The 14,245-nt window shown below is 76.8% G+C and carries 13 protein-coding genes; 9 read left to right on the forward strand and 4 right to left on the reverse strand.

The annotated features are described in order from the left end of the window. Positions 1-48: 48 nt before the first annotated feature. Positions 49-672: a superoxide dismutase gene (locus ACRYRX_RS07570; RefSeq protein WP_432511232.1), complete on the reverse strand. Its 624-nt coding sequence runs from the start codon at positions 670-672 to the stop codon at positions 49-51. Positions 673-840: 168 nt separating this feature from the next. Here ACRYRX_RS07570 and ACRYRX_RS07575 point away from each other — a divergent pair, with 168 nt between their 5' ends. The 4 genes from ACRYRX_RS07575 (at position 841) to ACRYRX_RS07590 (ending at position 6,108) form a co-directional block, all read left to right on the forward strand. Continuing rightward, positions 841-1,584, forward strand: a complete 744-nt coding sequence (locus ACRYRX_RS07575) for an HAD family hydrolase (protein WP_432511233.1) — start codon at positions 841-843, stop codon at positions 1,582-1,584. Between the two features lie 134 nt (positions 1,585-1,718). After that, the gene (locus ACRYRX_RS07580) at positions 1,719-2,102 is read left to right on the forward strand and encodes a cold-shock protein (RefSeq protein WP_432511234.1); all 384 of its coding nucleotides are present in this window, start codon (positions 1,719-1,721) and stop codon (positions 2,100-2,102) included. Positions 2,103-2,104: 2 nt separating this feature from the next. Further along, on the forward strand, positions 2,105-3,004 hold the full coding sequence (locus tag ACRYRX_RS07585) for a DUF3027 domain-containing protein (protein ID WP_432511235.1): 900 nt from the start codon (positions 2,105-2,107) through the stop codon (positions 3,002-3,004). 44 nt (positions 3,005-3,048) lie between these two features. Beyond that, a complete protein-coding gene (locus tag ACRYRX_RS07590) occupies positions 3,049-6,108 on the forward strand; it encodes a sacsin N-terminal ATP-binding-like domain-containing protein (protein ID WP_432511400.1) in 3,060 nt (1,019 codons plus the stop codon). Positions 6,109-6,186: 78 nt separating this feature from the next. Here the strand turns inward: ACRYRX_RS07590 and ACRYRX_RS07595 are convergent, their stop codons facing one another. After that, positions 6,187-6,687, reverse strand: coding sequence for a nitroreductase family deazaflavin-dependent oxidoreductase (locus tag ACRYRX_RS07595; protein WP_432511236.1), 501 nt, complete (start codon positions 6,685-6,687; stop codon positions 6,187-6,189). A gap of 89 nt (positions 6,688-6,776) precedes the next feature. Here ACRYRX_RS07595 and ACRYRX_RS07600 point away from each other — a divergent pair, with 89 nt between their 5' ends. Continuing rightward, positions 6,777-7,454, forward strand: coding sequence for a TetR/AcrR family transcriptional regulator (locus ACRYRX_RS07600; protein WP_432511237.1), 678 nt, complete (start codon positions 6,777-6,779; stop codon positions 7,452-7,454). Between the two features lie 55 nt (positions 7,455-7,509). Here the strand turns inward: ACRYRX_RS07600 and ACRYRX_RS07605 are convergent, their stop codons facing one another. After that, on the reverse strand, positions 7,510-7,749 hold the full coding sequence (locus ACRYRX_RS07605; protein WP_432511238.1) for a DUF2530 domain-containing protein: 240 nt from the start codon (positions 7,747-7,749) through the stop codon (positions 7,510-7,512). A gap of 46 nt (positions 7,750-7,795) precedes the next feature. Between ACRYRX_RS07605 and ACRYRX_RS07610 the strand changes: the two genes are divergently transcribed. Continuing rightward, entirely contained in the window at positions 7,796-8,539 is a 744-nt protein-coding gene (locus ACRYRX_RS07610) for an SDR family NAD(P)-dependent oxidoreductase (RefSeq protein ID WP_432511239.1), read from the forward strand. Between the two features lie 140 nt (positions 8,540-8,679). Next, positions 8,680-9,882, forward strand: coding sequence for an aminotransferase-like domain-containing protein (locus ACRYRX_RS07615; RefSeq protein ID WP_432511240.1), 1,203 nt, complete (start codon positions 8,680-8,682; stop codon positions 9,880-9,882). Here the strand turns inward: ACRYRX_RS07615 and ACRYRX_RS07620 are convergent. Continuing rightward, complete coding sequence (locus ACRYRX_RS07620; protein WP_432511241.1) at positions 9,871-12,132, reverse strand: putative bifunctional diguanylate cyclase/phosphodiesterase; 2,262 nt, start codon at positions 12,130-12,132, stop codon at positions 9,871-9,873. The genes ACRYRX_RS07615 and ACRYRX_RS07620 overlap by 12 nt on opposite strands. 162 nt (positions 12,133-12,294) lie before the next feature. On the opposite strand from ACRYRX_RS07620, the gene ACRYRX_RS07625 reads away from it, so the two are divergent. Next, entirely contained in the window at positions 12,295-12,777 is a 483-nt protein-coding gene (locus tag ACRYRX_RS07625) for a MarR family winged helix-turn-helix transcriptional regulator (RefSeq protein WP_432511242.1), read from the forward strand. Then, the gene (locus ACRYRX_RS07630) at positions 12,774-14,126 is read left to right on the forward strand and encodes an MFS transporter (RefSeq protein WP_432511243.1); all 1,353 of its coding nucleotides are present in this window, start codon (positions 12,774-12,776) and stop codon (positions 14,124-14,126) included. Before ACRYRX_RS07625 ends, ACRYRX_RS07630 begins: the two co-directional genes overlap by 4 nt. Positions 14,127-14,245: the final 119 nt, after the last annotated feature.

Raw genomic sequence — 14,245 nt, forward strand, 5'->3', positions numbered from 1 at the left:
GGGACCGGTCCCGGTCCCGCCCTCCGGCTCAGCCGTCCGACCCGCGGGTCAGGGGACGATGAGGCCGTTCGTCTGCGTGCGGGCGCGGTCGAAGCGGGCCTGCGCGTCGGCCCAGTTCACGACGTTCCACCACGCCTTGACGTAGTCCGGCTTCACGTTCTTGTAGTCCAGGTAGAACGCGTGCTCCCACATGTCGAGCACGACGATCGGCACCAGGCCCAGCGCCAGGTTGCCCTGCTGGTCGTACAGCTGGACGTTGAGCAGCTTCTGCCCGATGGAGTCCCAGGCCAGGATCGACCAGCCCGAGCCCTGGATGCCCAGCGCGGTCGCGGCGAAGTGCGCCCGGAACCCGTCGAAGGAGCCGAAGTCCGCGTCGATCGCCGCGGCCAGCTCGCCGGTCGGCTTGTCCCCGCCGTCGGGGGACAGGTTCGGCCAGAACACCGAGTGGTTCACGTGACCGCCGAGGTTGAACGCGAGGTTCTTCTCGTGCAGGTTGACCGTCGCGAGGTCGTTCTTCTCGCGGGCCTCGGCCAGCTTCTCCAGCGCCGTGTTCACCCCCGCCACGTAGGTGGCGTGGTGCTTGTCGTGGTGCAGCTCCATGATCGCCCCGGAGATGTGGGGCTCGAGCGCGGAGTAGTCGTAGGGCAGATCCGGAAGCGTGTAGTCAGCCATGCCTTCTCCTCGTCAGCGATCGTCCGTGCGGGACGTGGACCGGCCTGGCGACCCCGTACCGCACCCGTGACCTTCGCGCAGCCGCCGGGGGCGCGCAACCGGCTCCGGCAGCCTCTCACCGGGTGATCGCCGACGGTCGGCCGGGGTCCGGCACGTAGGGTCGGCCCCATGACCCGCACGCCCGACCCCGCCCCGACGCCCGCGCCGACCGGGGCACCGACCGGGGCACCGACCGGGGCACCGGCCCGGGTCCCGGTGGTGGGCTTCGACCTGGACATGACGCTGGTCGACTCCAGCGAGGGCATCACGGCGACGCTGCGCGCGGTCCTGGCCGAGGTCGGCGTCGCGGTGACGGCCGCCGACACCCGGCCCTACGCGGGCATGCCGCTGGAGCTGATCCTGGCCGGGCTCGCCCCCGGCACCCCGGCCGCGCAGCTCGACGCGCTCGCCGCGCGCTACCGCGAGCTGTACCCGTCGCTGGGGGTCGCCTCGGTGCGCGCCTACCCCGGCGCGGACCGCGCGCTGGCCGCTCCCGCCGCCCACGGCGGGCGCAGCGTCGTCGTCAGCGCCAAGCACACCCCGAACGTGCACCGCGTCCTGGCGGTGGCGGGCCTGGACGGCGCCGTCGCCGCCGGCGACGTCGCCGGGGACCTGTTCGCCGAGCAGAAGGGGGTGCGGCTGGCCGAGCTGGGGGCCACCGCCTACGTCGGGGACCACCCCGGGGACGTGCGGGCGGCCGCGGTGGCCGGTGCGGTGTCGGTGGGGGTCACGACGGGCGCGCACGACGCGGCCGCCCTGCTCGAGGCCGGCGCCGACGTCGTGCTCGCGGGGCTGGAGGACTTCCCCGAGTGGCTCGCCACGCACGTCGCCGACCTGCGCGAGGAGGAGCGGGTGGTCCCGGTCCCCCGTTAACCTGGACCGACGGCTCCCCGTCCTGGCGACCTCGCGGTCCGCCGGACGCGGACCGGCAGACACCCGAACGCACCCGCCGGTGCGCGCGGCCACCCGGCCGCCGCGCCCGGCGCCCGCAACTGGAGAAGGTTCCCGTGCCGACTGGCAAGGTCAAGTGGTTCGACGCCGACAAGGGGTTCGGCTTCCTCGCCGCCGAGGACGGCAGCGAGGTGTTCGTGCACGCCTCGGCGCTGCCCACCGGCACCGCGACGCTGTCGAAGGGCACCCGCGTCGACTTCGGCGTGGTGCAGGGCAAGAACGGCAACCAGGCGCTCTCGGTCCGGGTCCTGGACCCCGTCCACTCCGTCGCCCGGGCCACCCGCAAGAAGCCCGAGGACATGGTCCCCATCGTGGAGGACCTCATCAAGCTGCTCGACGGCGTCTCCGGCTCCTTCCGCCGCGGCCGCTACCCCGACAAGTCCGGTGCGAAGAAGATCGCCACCGTGCTGCGGGCCGTCGCCGACGACATCGAGGCGTGAGCGTGAGCCAGGAGACCACCGGGGACACGGCCGGGGGCACGGCCGGGGGCACCACGCCGGTGGCCGCCCCCCGGGTCCGCCGCCCGCGCAAGCCGACGCTGGACGCCGCCGCGGCCGGGGCCGTGGAGCTGGCGCGGGCCGCGGCCGAGGAGGTCGCCGACGAGGGCACCGTCGGGGAGCACCTCGACGCCGTCGCCGAGGGCGACCGCATCGTCAGCCACACCTTCGCGTGCCTGCTGCCGGGCTACCGCGGCTGGCGCTGGACCGTCACCGTCACCCGCGCCTCGCGGGCCCGGAACGTCACGGTCAACGAGGTCTGCCTGCTGCCCGGCGAGGACGCGCTGCAGCCCCCGCAGTGGCTGCCGTGGGCCGAGCGGCTGTCCCCCGGCGACGTCGGCCCGCAGGACACGCTGCCGCGCAAGGAGCACGACCCGCTGCTGGAGCAGGGCTACGAGGAGACCGGCGACGAGGACGCCGACCGGGTGGCGCTGTTCGAGCTCGGCCTGGGCCGCGAGCGCGTCCTGTCGCCGCTGGGCCGCAGCGAGGCCGCCGCCCGCTGGTACGACGGCGACCGCGGCCCGCGCACCGAGATCGCGGAGAACGCCAAGGCCCAGTGCTCGACCTGCGGGTTCTTCGTGCTCCTGGCCGGGTCGCTGCGCCAGGTGTTCGGGGTCTGCGCCAGCGAGTGGTCCCCCGAGGACGGTCGCGTCGTGAGCGCCGACCACGGCTGCGGCGCCCACAGCGAGACCGACGTCGAGGTCACCCCCGACGAGCCGGCGAGCCCCCTCATCGACGACCTGTCCCCCGCGGCCCTCGAGCTGTTCCCGGCCGGTGACGCCACCACCGGGGGCACTGCCGAGGACACCGCTGAGGCCGTCGAGGGCGTCGAGGCCGGCCGCTGACCGCGGAAGACCCCTTCGGGACCGGCGCGGTCCGCGACCGCGTCCTGGCCGCCTGGAACGCCTCGCCCGCGCGGCTGCGGGAGGACGCCAACGCCGAGGAGGACGCCGCCCTCGGCGCCTACCGCGACCGGCTCGTCGTCGAGCTCGCGCAGAACGCCGCCGACGCGGCCGCGGGCGCCGGGGTGCCGGGGCGGTTGCTGCTGCGCCTGGAGGACGACCCCGCCGGGGGCCCGGGGCGCCTGCTGGCCGCGAACACCGGCGCTCCGCTGACCGCGGCGGGCGTGGAGGGGCTGGCGACGCTGCGGGCCAGCGCCAAGCGGGACGAGGCGGGGTCCGTGGGCCGGTTCGGGGTGGGTTTCGCCGCCGTCCTGGCCGTCACCGACGACCCGTCCGTGCGCTCGTCGACCGGGGCGGTCCGCTTCTCCCGCAACGGCTCCGCCGAGCTGATCCGCACGCGGGGCTCGGTCGGGGCGGTCGCCGAGCTGACCGCCCGCGACGGGCACGCACCGGTGCTGCGGCTGCCGTTCCCGGCGCCGGGGGCCGCGGCCGTGCCGACCGGGTACGACACCGTCGTGGAGCTGCCGCTGCGCGACGCGGCCGCCCGCGCGTTCGTGGCCGACCAGCTGGCGGCGCTGCCGGCGGGCGCGGCGGACGTGCTGCTGCTGGCGCTGCCGGGGCTGGCCGAGGTCGTCGTGGAGGTCCCCGGCGGGCCGCGGGCGCGGGTCGGGGAGGTCGGCGAGCGCTGGCGCGTGCTGCACCGCCGCGGGCGGCTGGACCCGGCCGACGTGGCCGGGCGCGGGGTGGAGGACCGGAGGCGGCTGGGGTGGTCGCTGACGTGGGCGCTGCCGCGCACCCCGCAGGTCGCCTCCCCCGGCGTGGTGTGCGCGCCGACCCCCACCGACGAGGACCTGCCGTGGCCGGCGCTGCTGGTGGCGACGTTCCCGCTGGGTCCGGACCGGCGCCGGATCGCGCCGGGGCGGGCCAGCGAGGTGCTGCTGGACGCGGCGGCCGCGGCGTACGGGGACCTGCTGGCCGAGGTCGCGGCCGAGGGCGGGGACGCGCTCGCGCTGGTGCCGTACGGCGCGGCGGTGGGCCGGGTCGACGCCGAGCTGCGCCGCCGGGTGCTGGACCGGGTCCGCGACGTGCCGCTGCTGGTGTGCGTCGAGACCGTCGACGGGCTCCCGCTGCCGGTGCGGCCCGGCAGCGCGGTCGCCCTCACCGGTCCGGGCGCGGACGACCCGGCGCTGCTGGCGGCGCTGGCTCCCGTGCTGGCCGGGCTGGTGCCCGCGCCGCGGCGCGACGACCGGCTGCTGACGGAGCTGGGCGTGACGCGGATGGGCCTGGCCGAGGTGCTGGACGTGCTGCCCGGCGGGGACGGCCCGACCGCGCGGGCGCTGTTCGCGGCGCTGGCGCCGCTGGCCGCGGCCGACCCGGTGGCCCGGGAGGCGATGAGCGGCCTGGCGGTCCCGCTGCTGGACGGTCGCCGCGTGCACGGGGTGCGCGACCTGGTGCTGCTGGACGCCGGGCGCGCGGCGGACGCGCTGGGCGACGGCCGGGCGCGGGTGTTCGCGCCGTTCGGGCTGCGGGTGGTGGACCCGGAGGTGGCGCTCGGCGCCGCCCGCGACCTGCTGGTGCGCCTGGGCGCCCGCGAGGGCGGGGCGTGGGCGGTCCTGACCGACCCCGCGGTCCGCGCGGCCGTCGTGGCGTCCCCGGACGCCGAGGACCCCGAGGAGGTGGCCGACGCGGTGCTGTCGCTGGTCGCGGGGGTCGTCCTGCCCGACGGCCCGTCCGGCGCGGTGGACCGCGCGGCGGTGGACCGGGTGCGCCGCACCCTGCCGTGGCTGTCCGACCTGGCCCTGCCCGACGAGGACGGCGAGCTCACCCCCGCCGGTGCCCTCGTGCTGCCCGGGACGCTGGCCGAGCGGGCGCTGGACCCGGCCGAGGTGGGCCGCGTCGACCCGAACCTGTTGCGGGAGTGGGGGTCCGGGGTCCTCGAAGCGGTGGGGGTGCTGTCCGGCCCGGCCCTGGCGGACCTGCCCGAGGTCGACCTCACCGACGTCGAGGCGGCCCGGGACCTGGGGCTGGCCGACTTCGGGGAGTACGTCGAGGACGTCTGGGGCGACGTCCTGGACGACCCGCTGGAGGGCACGGCCGCCGCGGCGGCCGGGGCCGTGCGGGACCTGGACCTCGTCGTCGCGCAGTGGCCGCAGCTGCTCGCCTCGCTGGCCGCCGACCCCGCCGGGGTGCGGGCGCTGACCGAGCCGTGGGTGCTGGGCCCGCACCGCCGCACCGGCCACACCGCGTGGTGGCTGCGCCACCACGGCCCGGCGCCCTCGGTGACCCGGGACCCGGCGGGGACCGCGCCCGGCTGGCTGCCCGCTGCGCCGGGGTGGACGGCGCAGCTGCCCGCGCCGGTGCGCCGGGTGCTGGGCGTGCTGCCCGACCTGACCGGCGCGGGGGCCGGCGACCTCGAGGGCCTGCTCGACCTCAGCGCCCGGCGGGCCCCGGACGCGGCGGACCTGCTGGTGCTGTGGAGCGTCCTGGGCCGCCTGGCCGGGCAGGCGGGGCCGCTGGCCCCCGAGCGCCTGGCCGCGCTGGACACCCGCGGGGAGCCCGTGGTCGCCGACGCCGCCGACGTGGTGGTGGCCGACGACCCCGCGTGGGCGCAGCGCACCGACCTGGGCCCGCGGCTGCTGGTCCCCGGCGCCGCGCGGGTGGCCGACCTGCTCGACCTCGACCTGGCCTCCGACCGCGCCGACGGTCACCTGGAGCACCCGGCGGGGCGGGAGCGGGCCGTCCCGGCCGCCGCGTTCGCGCTGGTCCCGGGGCTCGCGCCGTCGTGGACGCACGTCGGGGCGCTGACGTGCGACGGGGCCGCGGTGGGTTTCTGGGTCGTCGACGGGCACGTCGTGGCGACCTCCCCGGCGGCGGCGGCCCGGGGCCTGGCGCACGCGGCCGGGGCCTGGTGGGCCCGCGGTCCGCTGGCGCGGCTGCTGGAGGACCCGGCGGCGGCGGCCGCCGTGCTGGCCGGGGAGCTGCCCGGGCTCGGTCGGGACCCGTCCCCGCCGGTCGGGTCCCCGGGCGCAGCGCTGCGCGCGCCCTGACCGCGGCGTCGCTCGCGGGACGTCACCGGCGGGTGCCCGCGGGCGGGGCGCGGACCTGCGCAGCGGCGGGGCGGGTCCTCAGCGCCCGGCGGGGACGGTCGTGATCCGGAAGACCGGGTGCTTCGGTGCGGCGGCCAGCAGGTCGGCGTCGCTCGCACCGGCGTCGATCCCGTCGAAGAACACGCCGACCTCCCACGCCCAGCGGCGCAGGTACTCCCGCAGCAGGGGCGGCTTGTCGGCGTCGGTCACCTCCACCGCGGTGAAGGCCTGCGACCGCCGGCCCGAGCGCAGCTCCCCGGTGCCCGCGGCCCGCAGGTTGCGGACCCACTGCGTGTGGCCGCGGGGGGCCACGAGGTACTGCACCCCGTCGATCGCGAGGGGGTTCACCGGAGTCGTGCGCCACTGCCCGCTGCTGCGCCCCCGCACGGCGAGCACGCGGGACCCGGCCAGCGGCAGCCCCAGGCGCGTCGCGGCGGCCACCAGGGGGTTGAGCAGGCGCCGGGTGAGCAGGTCCGGGGCGACGTAGCGCGGGACGGGACTGTGAGCGGTGGTCTTGGGAGAGAGCACTGATCTCGTCATGCCGACCAGCATGCACCCGTCCGCACCTCCGGGCAAGAGCAGTGCTCTCCGACGTGATCGGTGCTCCGCGCCGTGGCAGGATCCAGGACGTGCCCACCGTCCCCACCGCCCGCGAACGTGCCCGTCGAGAGCTCACCGCCGACATCCTGGCCGCCGCCCGCCACCAGCTCGCCGCCTCCGGAGCGGCCGCGCTGTCGGTGCGCGCCGTGGCCCGGGAGCTGGGCCTGGCCTCCTCCGCCCTCTACCGGTACTTCGCGACGCGCGACGAGCTGTTGACGGCGTTGATCGTGGAGGCCTACGACGACGTCGCCGACGCGGTCGAGGCGGCGGTCGCCCCCCGGCGGGGAGCCTCACGCCGGGCCCGCTTCACCGGGGGCTGCCGCGCCTTCCGCACGTGGGCCCTGGAGCACCCGCACGAGTACGCCCTCGTCCACGGCTCGCCCGTCCCCGGCTACCGGGGCGACGAGCGGACCACGGCGGCCGGCGCGCGGGCCCCGCTGGCACTGCTGTCGGTGCTCGAGGGCCTGGACGGCCCCGCGACCTCCCCGCCCCTGCCGCCGCGACTGGCGGAGGGCGCTGCCCGCGTCGCCTCAGCCGGGGCCGGCGAGGTGCCGGCGGCTCTCATCGTCCTCGCGGCCCAGTGCTGGACGGCCCTGCTGGGGCTGGTGAGCAGCGAGCTGTTCGGCCAGCTGGCGAACACCTTCGACCCGGCCGACGCCTTCGCCGACGCCACGATCGAAGCCCTCGCCGACCGCCTGGGGCTCTGAGGTCACGCGCCCCGGGGTCGGCGCGCCCCGGTCCACGGGGTGGGCCGCGGACCCGCTACCGCCCGCGGCGCCCGCGGCGGTGCAGGTGGGCCAGCCCGACGAGCCCCAGCGCCAGCCCGGCGACGCAGGACCCCAGCCAGCGACCCTCGCCGGTGTCGCGCACCTCGGGGACGGCGATCGCGACGCCGAGCAGCACGGCCCACACGACCAGGCCCACCAGGACGGGCCGGCGGTCGTCGGTCCGCACCGGCGGCGGCGGGGGTTTGGCCTTCGACGGCGGCAGGAACAGCGGCACGGGGCCAGTGTCCCCCGCGCGGGGCCGGTCTGCTGGGATGAGGACCATGCCTGCTCCCGAGACCCCCCAGCGGACCGCCCTCGTCACCGGCGCCAGCAGCGGCATCGGCGCCGCCACGGTGCGGGCCCTGGCCGCGGCGGGTTTCGCGACCGTCGCCGCCGCCCGCCGCGTCGACCGCCTGGAGGCGCTGGCGCGGGAGGTGGGCGGCCGGGCCGTCGCCCTCGACGTGACCGACGCCGCGTCGGTGGCCGCGATGGCCGAGCAGGTCGGCGACGTCGACGTGGTCGTGCACTCCGCCGGGGGCGCCCTGGGCAGCGACCGGATCGAGGACGGCGACCCCGAGGGCTGGAAGACCATGTACGACACCAACGTCGTCGGGGTCCTGCGGGTGCACCAGGCGCTGCTGCCGGGCATGCGCCGCGGCGGCAACGGCCACGTCGTGGTCCTGGGGTCCATCGCCGGTTTCGAGGTCTACCCCGGCGGCGGCGGGTACACGGCCGTCAAGCACGGGGTGAACGCGCTCGTGCGGACGCTGCGCCAGGAACTGCTGGGCGAGCCGATCCGGGTCACCGAGATCGCCCCCGGGATGGTGGAGACGGAGTTCTCCCTGGTCCGGCTGGGGTCGCAGGAGGCGGCGGACAAGGTGTACGAGGGCCTGACGCCGCTGAGCGCCGAGGACGTCGCGGACGTCATCGCGTTCGCCGTGACCCGCCCCGCGCACGTCGACCTCGACAAGGTGGTGGTCCGGCCGGTCGCGCAGGCCGACGCCGCCCACGTGCACCGGGCCTGAAACCCCGCTGAGACCCCTCCGGCGGCGGCGGTAGGCTCGGCGGCGGCGCTCCTCACCCCCGGCGGCGCCCCCCGTCCCGCCCGACGTCACGAACGGTCGCGGCCCGACGCCCGTCCACCGCCGCCGCCCGAGGGGTCCTCGTGAACCGCCCGCCGAACCACCCGCCGAACCACCCGCCGCTGTCCGCCCGCCTGTCCGGTGTCCGTTCCTCCCCGGTGCGCGACCTGCTCGCGCTGACGGGCGTCCGGGACGTCATCTCGCTCGCCGGTGGCCTGCCCGCCCCGGAGCTGTTCGACGTCGAGGGCCTGCGGGCGGCCTACGACCGGGCGCTGTCCGGACCGGGCGCGCGCCGGAACCTGCAGTACGCGGCGACCGAGGGCGACGTGCGGCTGCGCGAGCTGGTGGCCGCGCGGCTGACCCGGCGCGGGTTGCCGACGGCCGCCGACGACCTGCTCGTCACGACCGGATCGCAGCAGGCGCTGACGCTGCTGACGACGGCCCTGCTGGACCCCGGCGCGGTCGTCGCCGTCGAGGAACCCAGCTACCTCGCTGCGCTGCAGGCGTTCACGCTGGCCGGGGCGAGGCTGGTGGGGGTCGCGAGCGACGACGAGGGCGTGCTGCCCGAGGCCGTGGAGGAGGTGTTCGCGACGCACCGCCCCGCGGTGCTGTACCTCGTCCCGAACTTCGCGAACCCCACCGGGCGGACGCTGGCCGCCGACCGCCGGGCCCGCGTCGCCGAACTGGCCGCCGAGCACGGGGTGTGGGTCGTGGAGGACGACCCGTACGGGGAGCTGCGCTACGCCGGGGAGCACCTCGCGCCGATCGCGGCGCAGCCGGCCGGGGCGGCCACGATCCACCTGGGCAGCTTCTCCAAGGTCGGGGCGCCGGGCCTGCGGCTGGGCTGGGCGCGGCTGCCGCGCGCGGTGCGCCCGGCGGTGGTCGTGGCCAAGCAGGCCGCGGACCTGCAGACGTCGACGGTCGACCAGGCCGCGGCCGCGGAGTACCTCGCCGCGACCGACCTCGACGCGCACGTCGCCCGCGTGGTGGCCGCCTACGCCCCGCGCCGCGACGCGCTGCTGGAGGCGCTGGCGGCCGAGCTGCCCGTGGGCAGCAGGTGGTCGCGGCCCGACGGCGGGATGTTCACCTGGGTGCAGCTGCCGGCGGGGGTGGACGCGGCGTCGCGGTTGCCGGTCGCCCTGGAGCACGGCGTCGCGTTCGTGCCGGGCGAGGCGTTCCACGCCGGGGACCCGGACCGGTCGACGTTGCGGCTGTCGTTCACGACCCACGCCCCCGACGTGCTCGCCGAGGGCGCGCGGCGGCTGGGCGCGGCGCTACGGGCGTGAGCCGAGCGGCAGCAGGCCGGCCGCCACGGGACGGCCGAACAGCCAGCCCTGGGCCCGGTCGCAGCCCATCTCCCGCAGCACCCGGGCCTGCAGCTCCGTCTCGACGCCCTCGGCGGTGACGACCATGCCGTGGGCGTGGGCGAGGCTGATGAGCGCCTCGACGACGGCCTCGGCGCGGTCGGAGGACCCCAGCGGCCGGACGAAACTCATGTCGATCTTCAGGAAGCTCAACGGGAACCGGTCCAGGTACGACAGCGAGGAGTAGCCGGTCCCGAAGTCGTCGAGGCCGACGCGCGCGCCGATGCTGCGCAGTTCCCCCAGGCTGGCGCGCGTGGAGGTCGACAGGTCGATGAGGGTGCGTTCGGTGACCTCGGCGAGCAGGGAACTGCCCGCCGCGCCGGTCGACTCGACGCTGTGGGCGAGGCGGTGGGCGAAGGCGGGGTGCTCGAGGGTCTTGCCGGAGACGTTGAAGGAGACCTGGAGCCCGACGCCGTCGCGGCGCCACTCCCGCAGCTGGCGCAGCACCTCCCCCAGGACCCAGGTGTCGACGTCGACGATGAGCCCGGTGTCCTCGGCGGTGTCGACGAAGTGCTTCGGTTCCAGGATGCCCTCGACGGGGTCGTCGAGGCGGACGAGGGCCTCGGCGGCGACGAGCTGGTCGCTGCGCAGGTCCACGATGGGCTGCCAGACGACCCGCAGCCCGTCGGTGCGCAGCGCGCGGCGGACGCGGTGCTCGGCGACGTGCCGGGCCTGGGCCTCCTCGCGCATGGCGGTGTCGTAGACGGCGACGCGGTCGCGGCCGCCGTCCTTGGCCCGGTAGAGGGCCATGTCGGCGCTGCGGAAGAGGTCGTCGGCCGTGCCCTCGTGGCCGACGGCGATGCCGGCGCTGGAGGTGCAGACGAACGGTTCGGGCAGCCCGGGCAGCAGCATGGGCGCCCGCAGCCGGCGGATCATGTCGCGGGCCATGATGGCGGCGGCCTCGACGCGGCCCACGCCGGGGACCATGACGACGAACTCGTCCCCGCCGAGGCGGGCCAGGGTCGCTCCGGGCGGGGCGGCGTCCTCGAGCCGGACGGCGACCTGCCGCAGCAGCGCGTCGCCGATCTGGTGGCCGAGGGTGTCGTTGACGAGCTTGAAGCGGTCGAGGTCGAGCAGGACGAGCGCGACGGCGTTCCCGGGGCTGGCCGCGTCGAGGGCCTCGGCGAGGCGGACGTCGAGCACGGCCCGGTTGGCCAGCCCGGTCAGGGAGTCGCACTGGGCGAGCCGGACGAGCTCGCCGGTGGACTTCTCCCCCGCCGAGACGTCGAGCACGAGGCCCTGCACGACGCTGGAGCTGGTCGTGGCCAGCGGGACGCTCATGCCGAGGAAGGTGCGTTCGGTGCCGTCGGCGGAGGCGATGCGGAACGGGTAGGGCGCGGAGGTGCCGGCGTGGGCGGCGGGGTCCTCGACGCCGGTGAAGGGCCCGCGGTCGTCGGGGTGGATGCGCAGCCGCCACGTCTCCAGGTCCGGGTCGGGGTCGGCGGCGCTCATCCCGAGCATCTCCCGCAGCCGGTCGTCGAGGGTCACGACCCCGGTGGCGGGGTCCCACGCCCAGGACCCCAGCCCGGCCAGGCGCAGGGCCCCGGACAGCAGGAGGCTGGCGCCGGTGGACTCGCGGTCGGCGCGGGCGGCCTCGGCGGAGGCGACGAGCGCGCGCCAGGCGGCGCCGGCGGCGGCGGCGAGGACCTCCAGCCGGGGGCCGGCGGTGCCGGCGGTGCCCCAGACGGCCAGCCGGGGTGCCCGCGGGTGGCCGGGGACGAGCTCGACGACGGCGGACGGCGACATGCGGGTGAGGTCGTTGCCGGTGATGCGGCGGCCGGGGACGAGCAGCAGGTCGCCGCGGGCGGCGAGGACCTCCAGCTCGCGGTGCCGGGACCGGGCGACGGTCTCCAGCAGCAGCACGCGCTGGTACCCGGCGGCGTGGACCTCGACGACGAGCTCCTCGCCGAGGACGGCGGTCTCGGTGCACTCGTTGAACCGCCGCTGGGCCCGCAGGACGGCGGTCGCGGTGTCGTGCTGCGCCGCGGCGCGGGTGGTCACCTCGAGGGTGCCGGGGGCGTCGAGGTCGTCGTGGGTGACGGCGAGGTCCACGTCGGCGAGCCGGGGGCGCCGGTCCCCGACCGCGGCGTCGGCCTCGGCGACCGCCGCGGCGGCTCGCTCCAGGGCCCGCCGGGCCCGACGGGTGGCTGACGTCGCCGCAGATCCACTCACTCGCCCGCTCCACCTCTGCGCCGCAGGCTCTGGGACCACCCGCGAAACCATCACCCAACGTGACCGACTCTAACGCGCCGTGTAGCGCTGCGGTAGTTCGTCCGCGCCTTCGCCACCTCGTTCGCAGTGGTAATTACCTCGAGTCACGATTACAGTGGCCCGGTGACACCACTTCGAGCGGAGTCGCCTCCCGCCCCGCCCCCGCCGGCGGCCCACCCGGACCAGCCCACCGAGGACCGCCTCGCCGTCGACCTGCGCGTCTGCGTGCTGCGCACCGCCCGCCGGCTGCGCGCCCAGAAGAGCGTCGACGAGCTCACCGACGGCCAGTTCTCCGTGCTGTCCCAGCTGCACGGCGGCGGACCGCGCACCCCCGGCGACCTCGCCGAGGCCGAGCACGTCCGGCCCCCGTCCATGACCCGCACCATCGCCGCGCTCGTCGAGTCCGGCCTGCTCGCCCGCAGCGACCACCCCGACGACGGCCGCCAGGTCCTGGTCTCGGCGACCGAGGCCGGTCACCGGGTCGTGGAGGAGACCCGCGCGCGCCGCTCCGCCTGGCTCAGCCGCCGCCTCGACGGCCTGAGCCCCGACGACCGCGCCACCCTGGCCGCCGCCGTCACCATCCTGAACTCGGTGATCAGCGAGTGAGCCAGACGTTCCGCTCGCTGCACCACCGCGACTACCGGCTCTGGTTCAGCGGCGCCCTGGTGTCCAACACCGGCACCTGGATGCAGCGCGTCGCGCAGGACTGGCTGGTCATCCAGGTCCTGACCGACGGGTCCGGGACGGCCGGCGGGATCACCACCGGCCTGCAGTTCGGCCCGATCCTGCTGCTGGCCCCCGTCGCCGGCACCGTCGCCGACCGGTTCCCGCAGCGGCGCACCCTGATGGTCACCCAGGCGGTCATGGGCCTGCTCGGCCTGGTGCTGGGGGCGCTGGTGATCAGCGGTGCGGCGCAGCTGTGGCACGTGTACGTGCTGGCCGCCCTGCTGGGCTGCGCCTCGGCGATCGACGGCCCGGTGCGGCAGACGTTCGTCGGCCAGCTCGTCCCCCGCGAGGACCTGCCGAACGCCATCGGCCTGAACTCGGCGTCCTTCAACTCCGCGCGGCTGGTCGGTCCCGCCCTGGCGGGCGTCCTCATCGCCTGGATCGGGACCGGCCCGGTGTTCGTGCTCAACGCCCTGTCGTTCGTCGCCCCGCTGGTGATGCTGCACCTGATGCGGCCGGCCGAGCCGGTGCCGCGGCCGAAGCCGGCGAAGGGCAGCGGCGGCATGCGCGAGGGGCTGGCCTACGTGCGGGCCCGGCCCGACCTCGTGGCGATCTTCGTCCTGGTGGGGGTCGTGGGGACGTTCGGGCTGAACTTCCAGCTCACCAGCGCCCTCATGACGAGCGTGGAGTACGGCACCGGCTCGGCCGGGTACGGGCTCGCCGGGACGGTGCTGGCGGTCGGCTCGCTGGCCGGGGCGCTCGTCGCCGCCCGCCGCGAGCGGCCCCGCTACCGGCTCCTCGTCGGGGCCGCCGTCGCGTTCGGGGTGCTGGCCTCCCTGGCCGCCGTGATGCCGACGTACGGGCTGTACCTGCTGGTGCTGCCGTTCATGGGGCTGGCGTCGTTGACGCTGCTGACGACCGCGAACGCCACGGTGCAGATGAGCACCGAACCGGCCGTGCGGGGACGGGTGATGGCGCTGTACATGTCGCTCGTGCAGGGCGGCACCGTCCTGGGCGGTCCGTTCGTCGGCTGGGTGGGGACGGCGTTCGGCCCGTCCTGGTCGGTCCTGGTCGGGTCGATCCCCTCCGCGCTGGTCGGCGTCGCCGTCGGGGTGTTCCTGCTGCGGCGGGCGCGGGTGCGGGTCAGCGTCTCCTGGCGCGGCGCCCCGCGCGTCCGGCTGGTGCCGGTGCCGGAGCGGGGACGCGCTCAGGGGCACCAGGCGGACGGCGGGGACACCACCCCCACCCCCACCGCGATCAAGGACAGCGCTCCCGCGATCAAGGACTGAACGTCGGCGATCAAGGACAGCGGGCGCCGGGCGGTGACTGTGTCCTTGATCGCGGTGACTGTGTCCTCGATCGCGGCGACTGTGTCCTCGATCGCGGCGACTGTGTCCTTGATCGCGGT

The sequence above is a fragment of the Kineococcus lubricus genome (assembly GCF_050871965.1).
Lineage (GTDB): Bacteria > Actinomycetota > Actinomycetes > Actinomycetales > Kineococcaceae > Kineococcus.

What these genes read in the sequence shown, in the direction of transcription:
- ACRYRX_RS07610 (WP_432511239.1), top strand. Translation starts at nt 7,796, where the DNA reads ATGCCTGCTCCCGAGACCCCCCAGCGGACCGCCCTCGTCACCGGCGCC.
- ACRYRX_RS07575 (WP_432511233.1), top strand. Translation starts at nt 841, where the DNA reads ATGACCCGCACGCCCGACCCCGCCCCGACGCCCGCGCCGACCGGGGCA.
- ACRYRX_RS07595 (WP_432511236.1), bottom strand. Translation starts at nt 6,687, where the DNA reads ATGACGAGATCAGTGCTCTCTCCCAAGACCACCGCTCACAGTCCCGTC.
- ACRYRX_RS07570 (WP_432511232.1), bottom strand. Translation starts at nt 672, where the DNA reads ATGGCTGACTACACGCTTCCGGATCTGCCCTACGACTACTCCGCGCTC.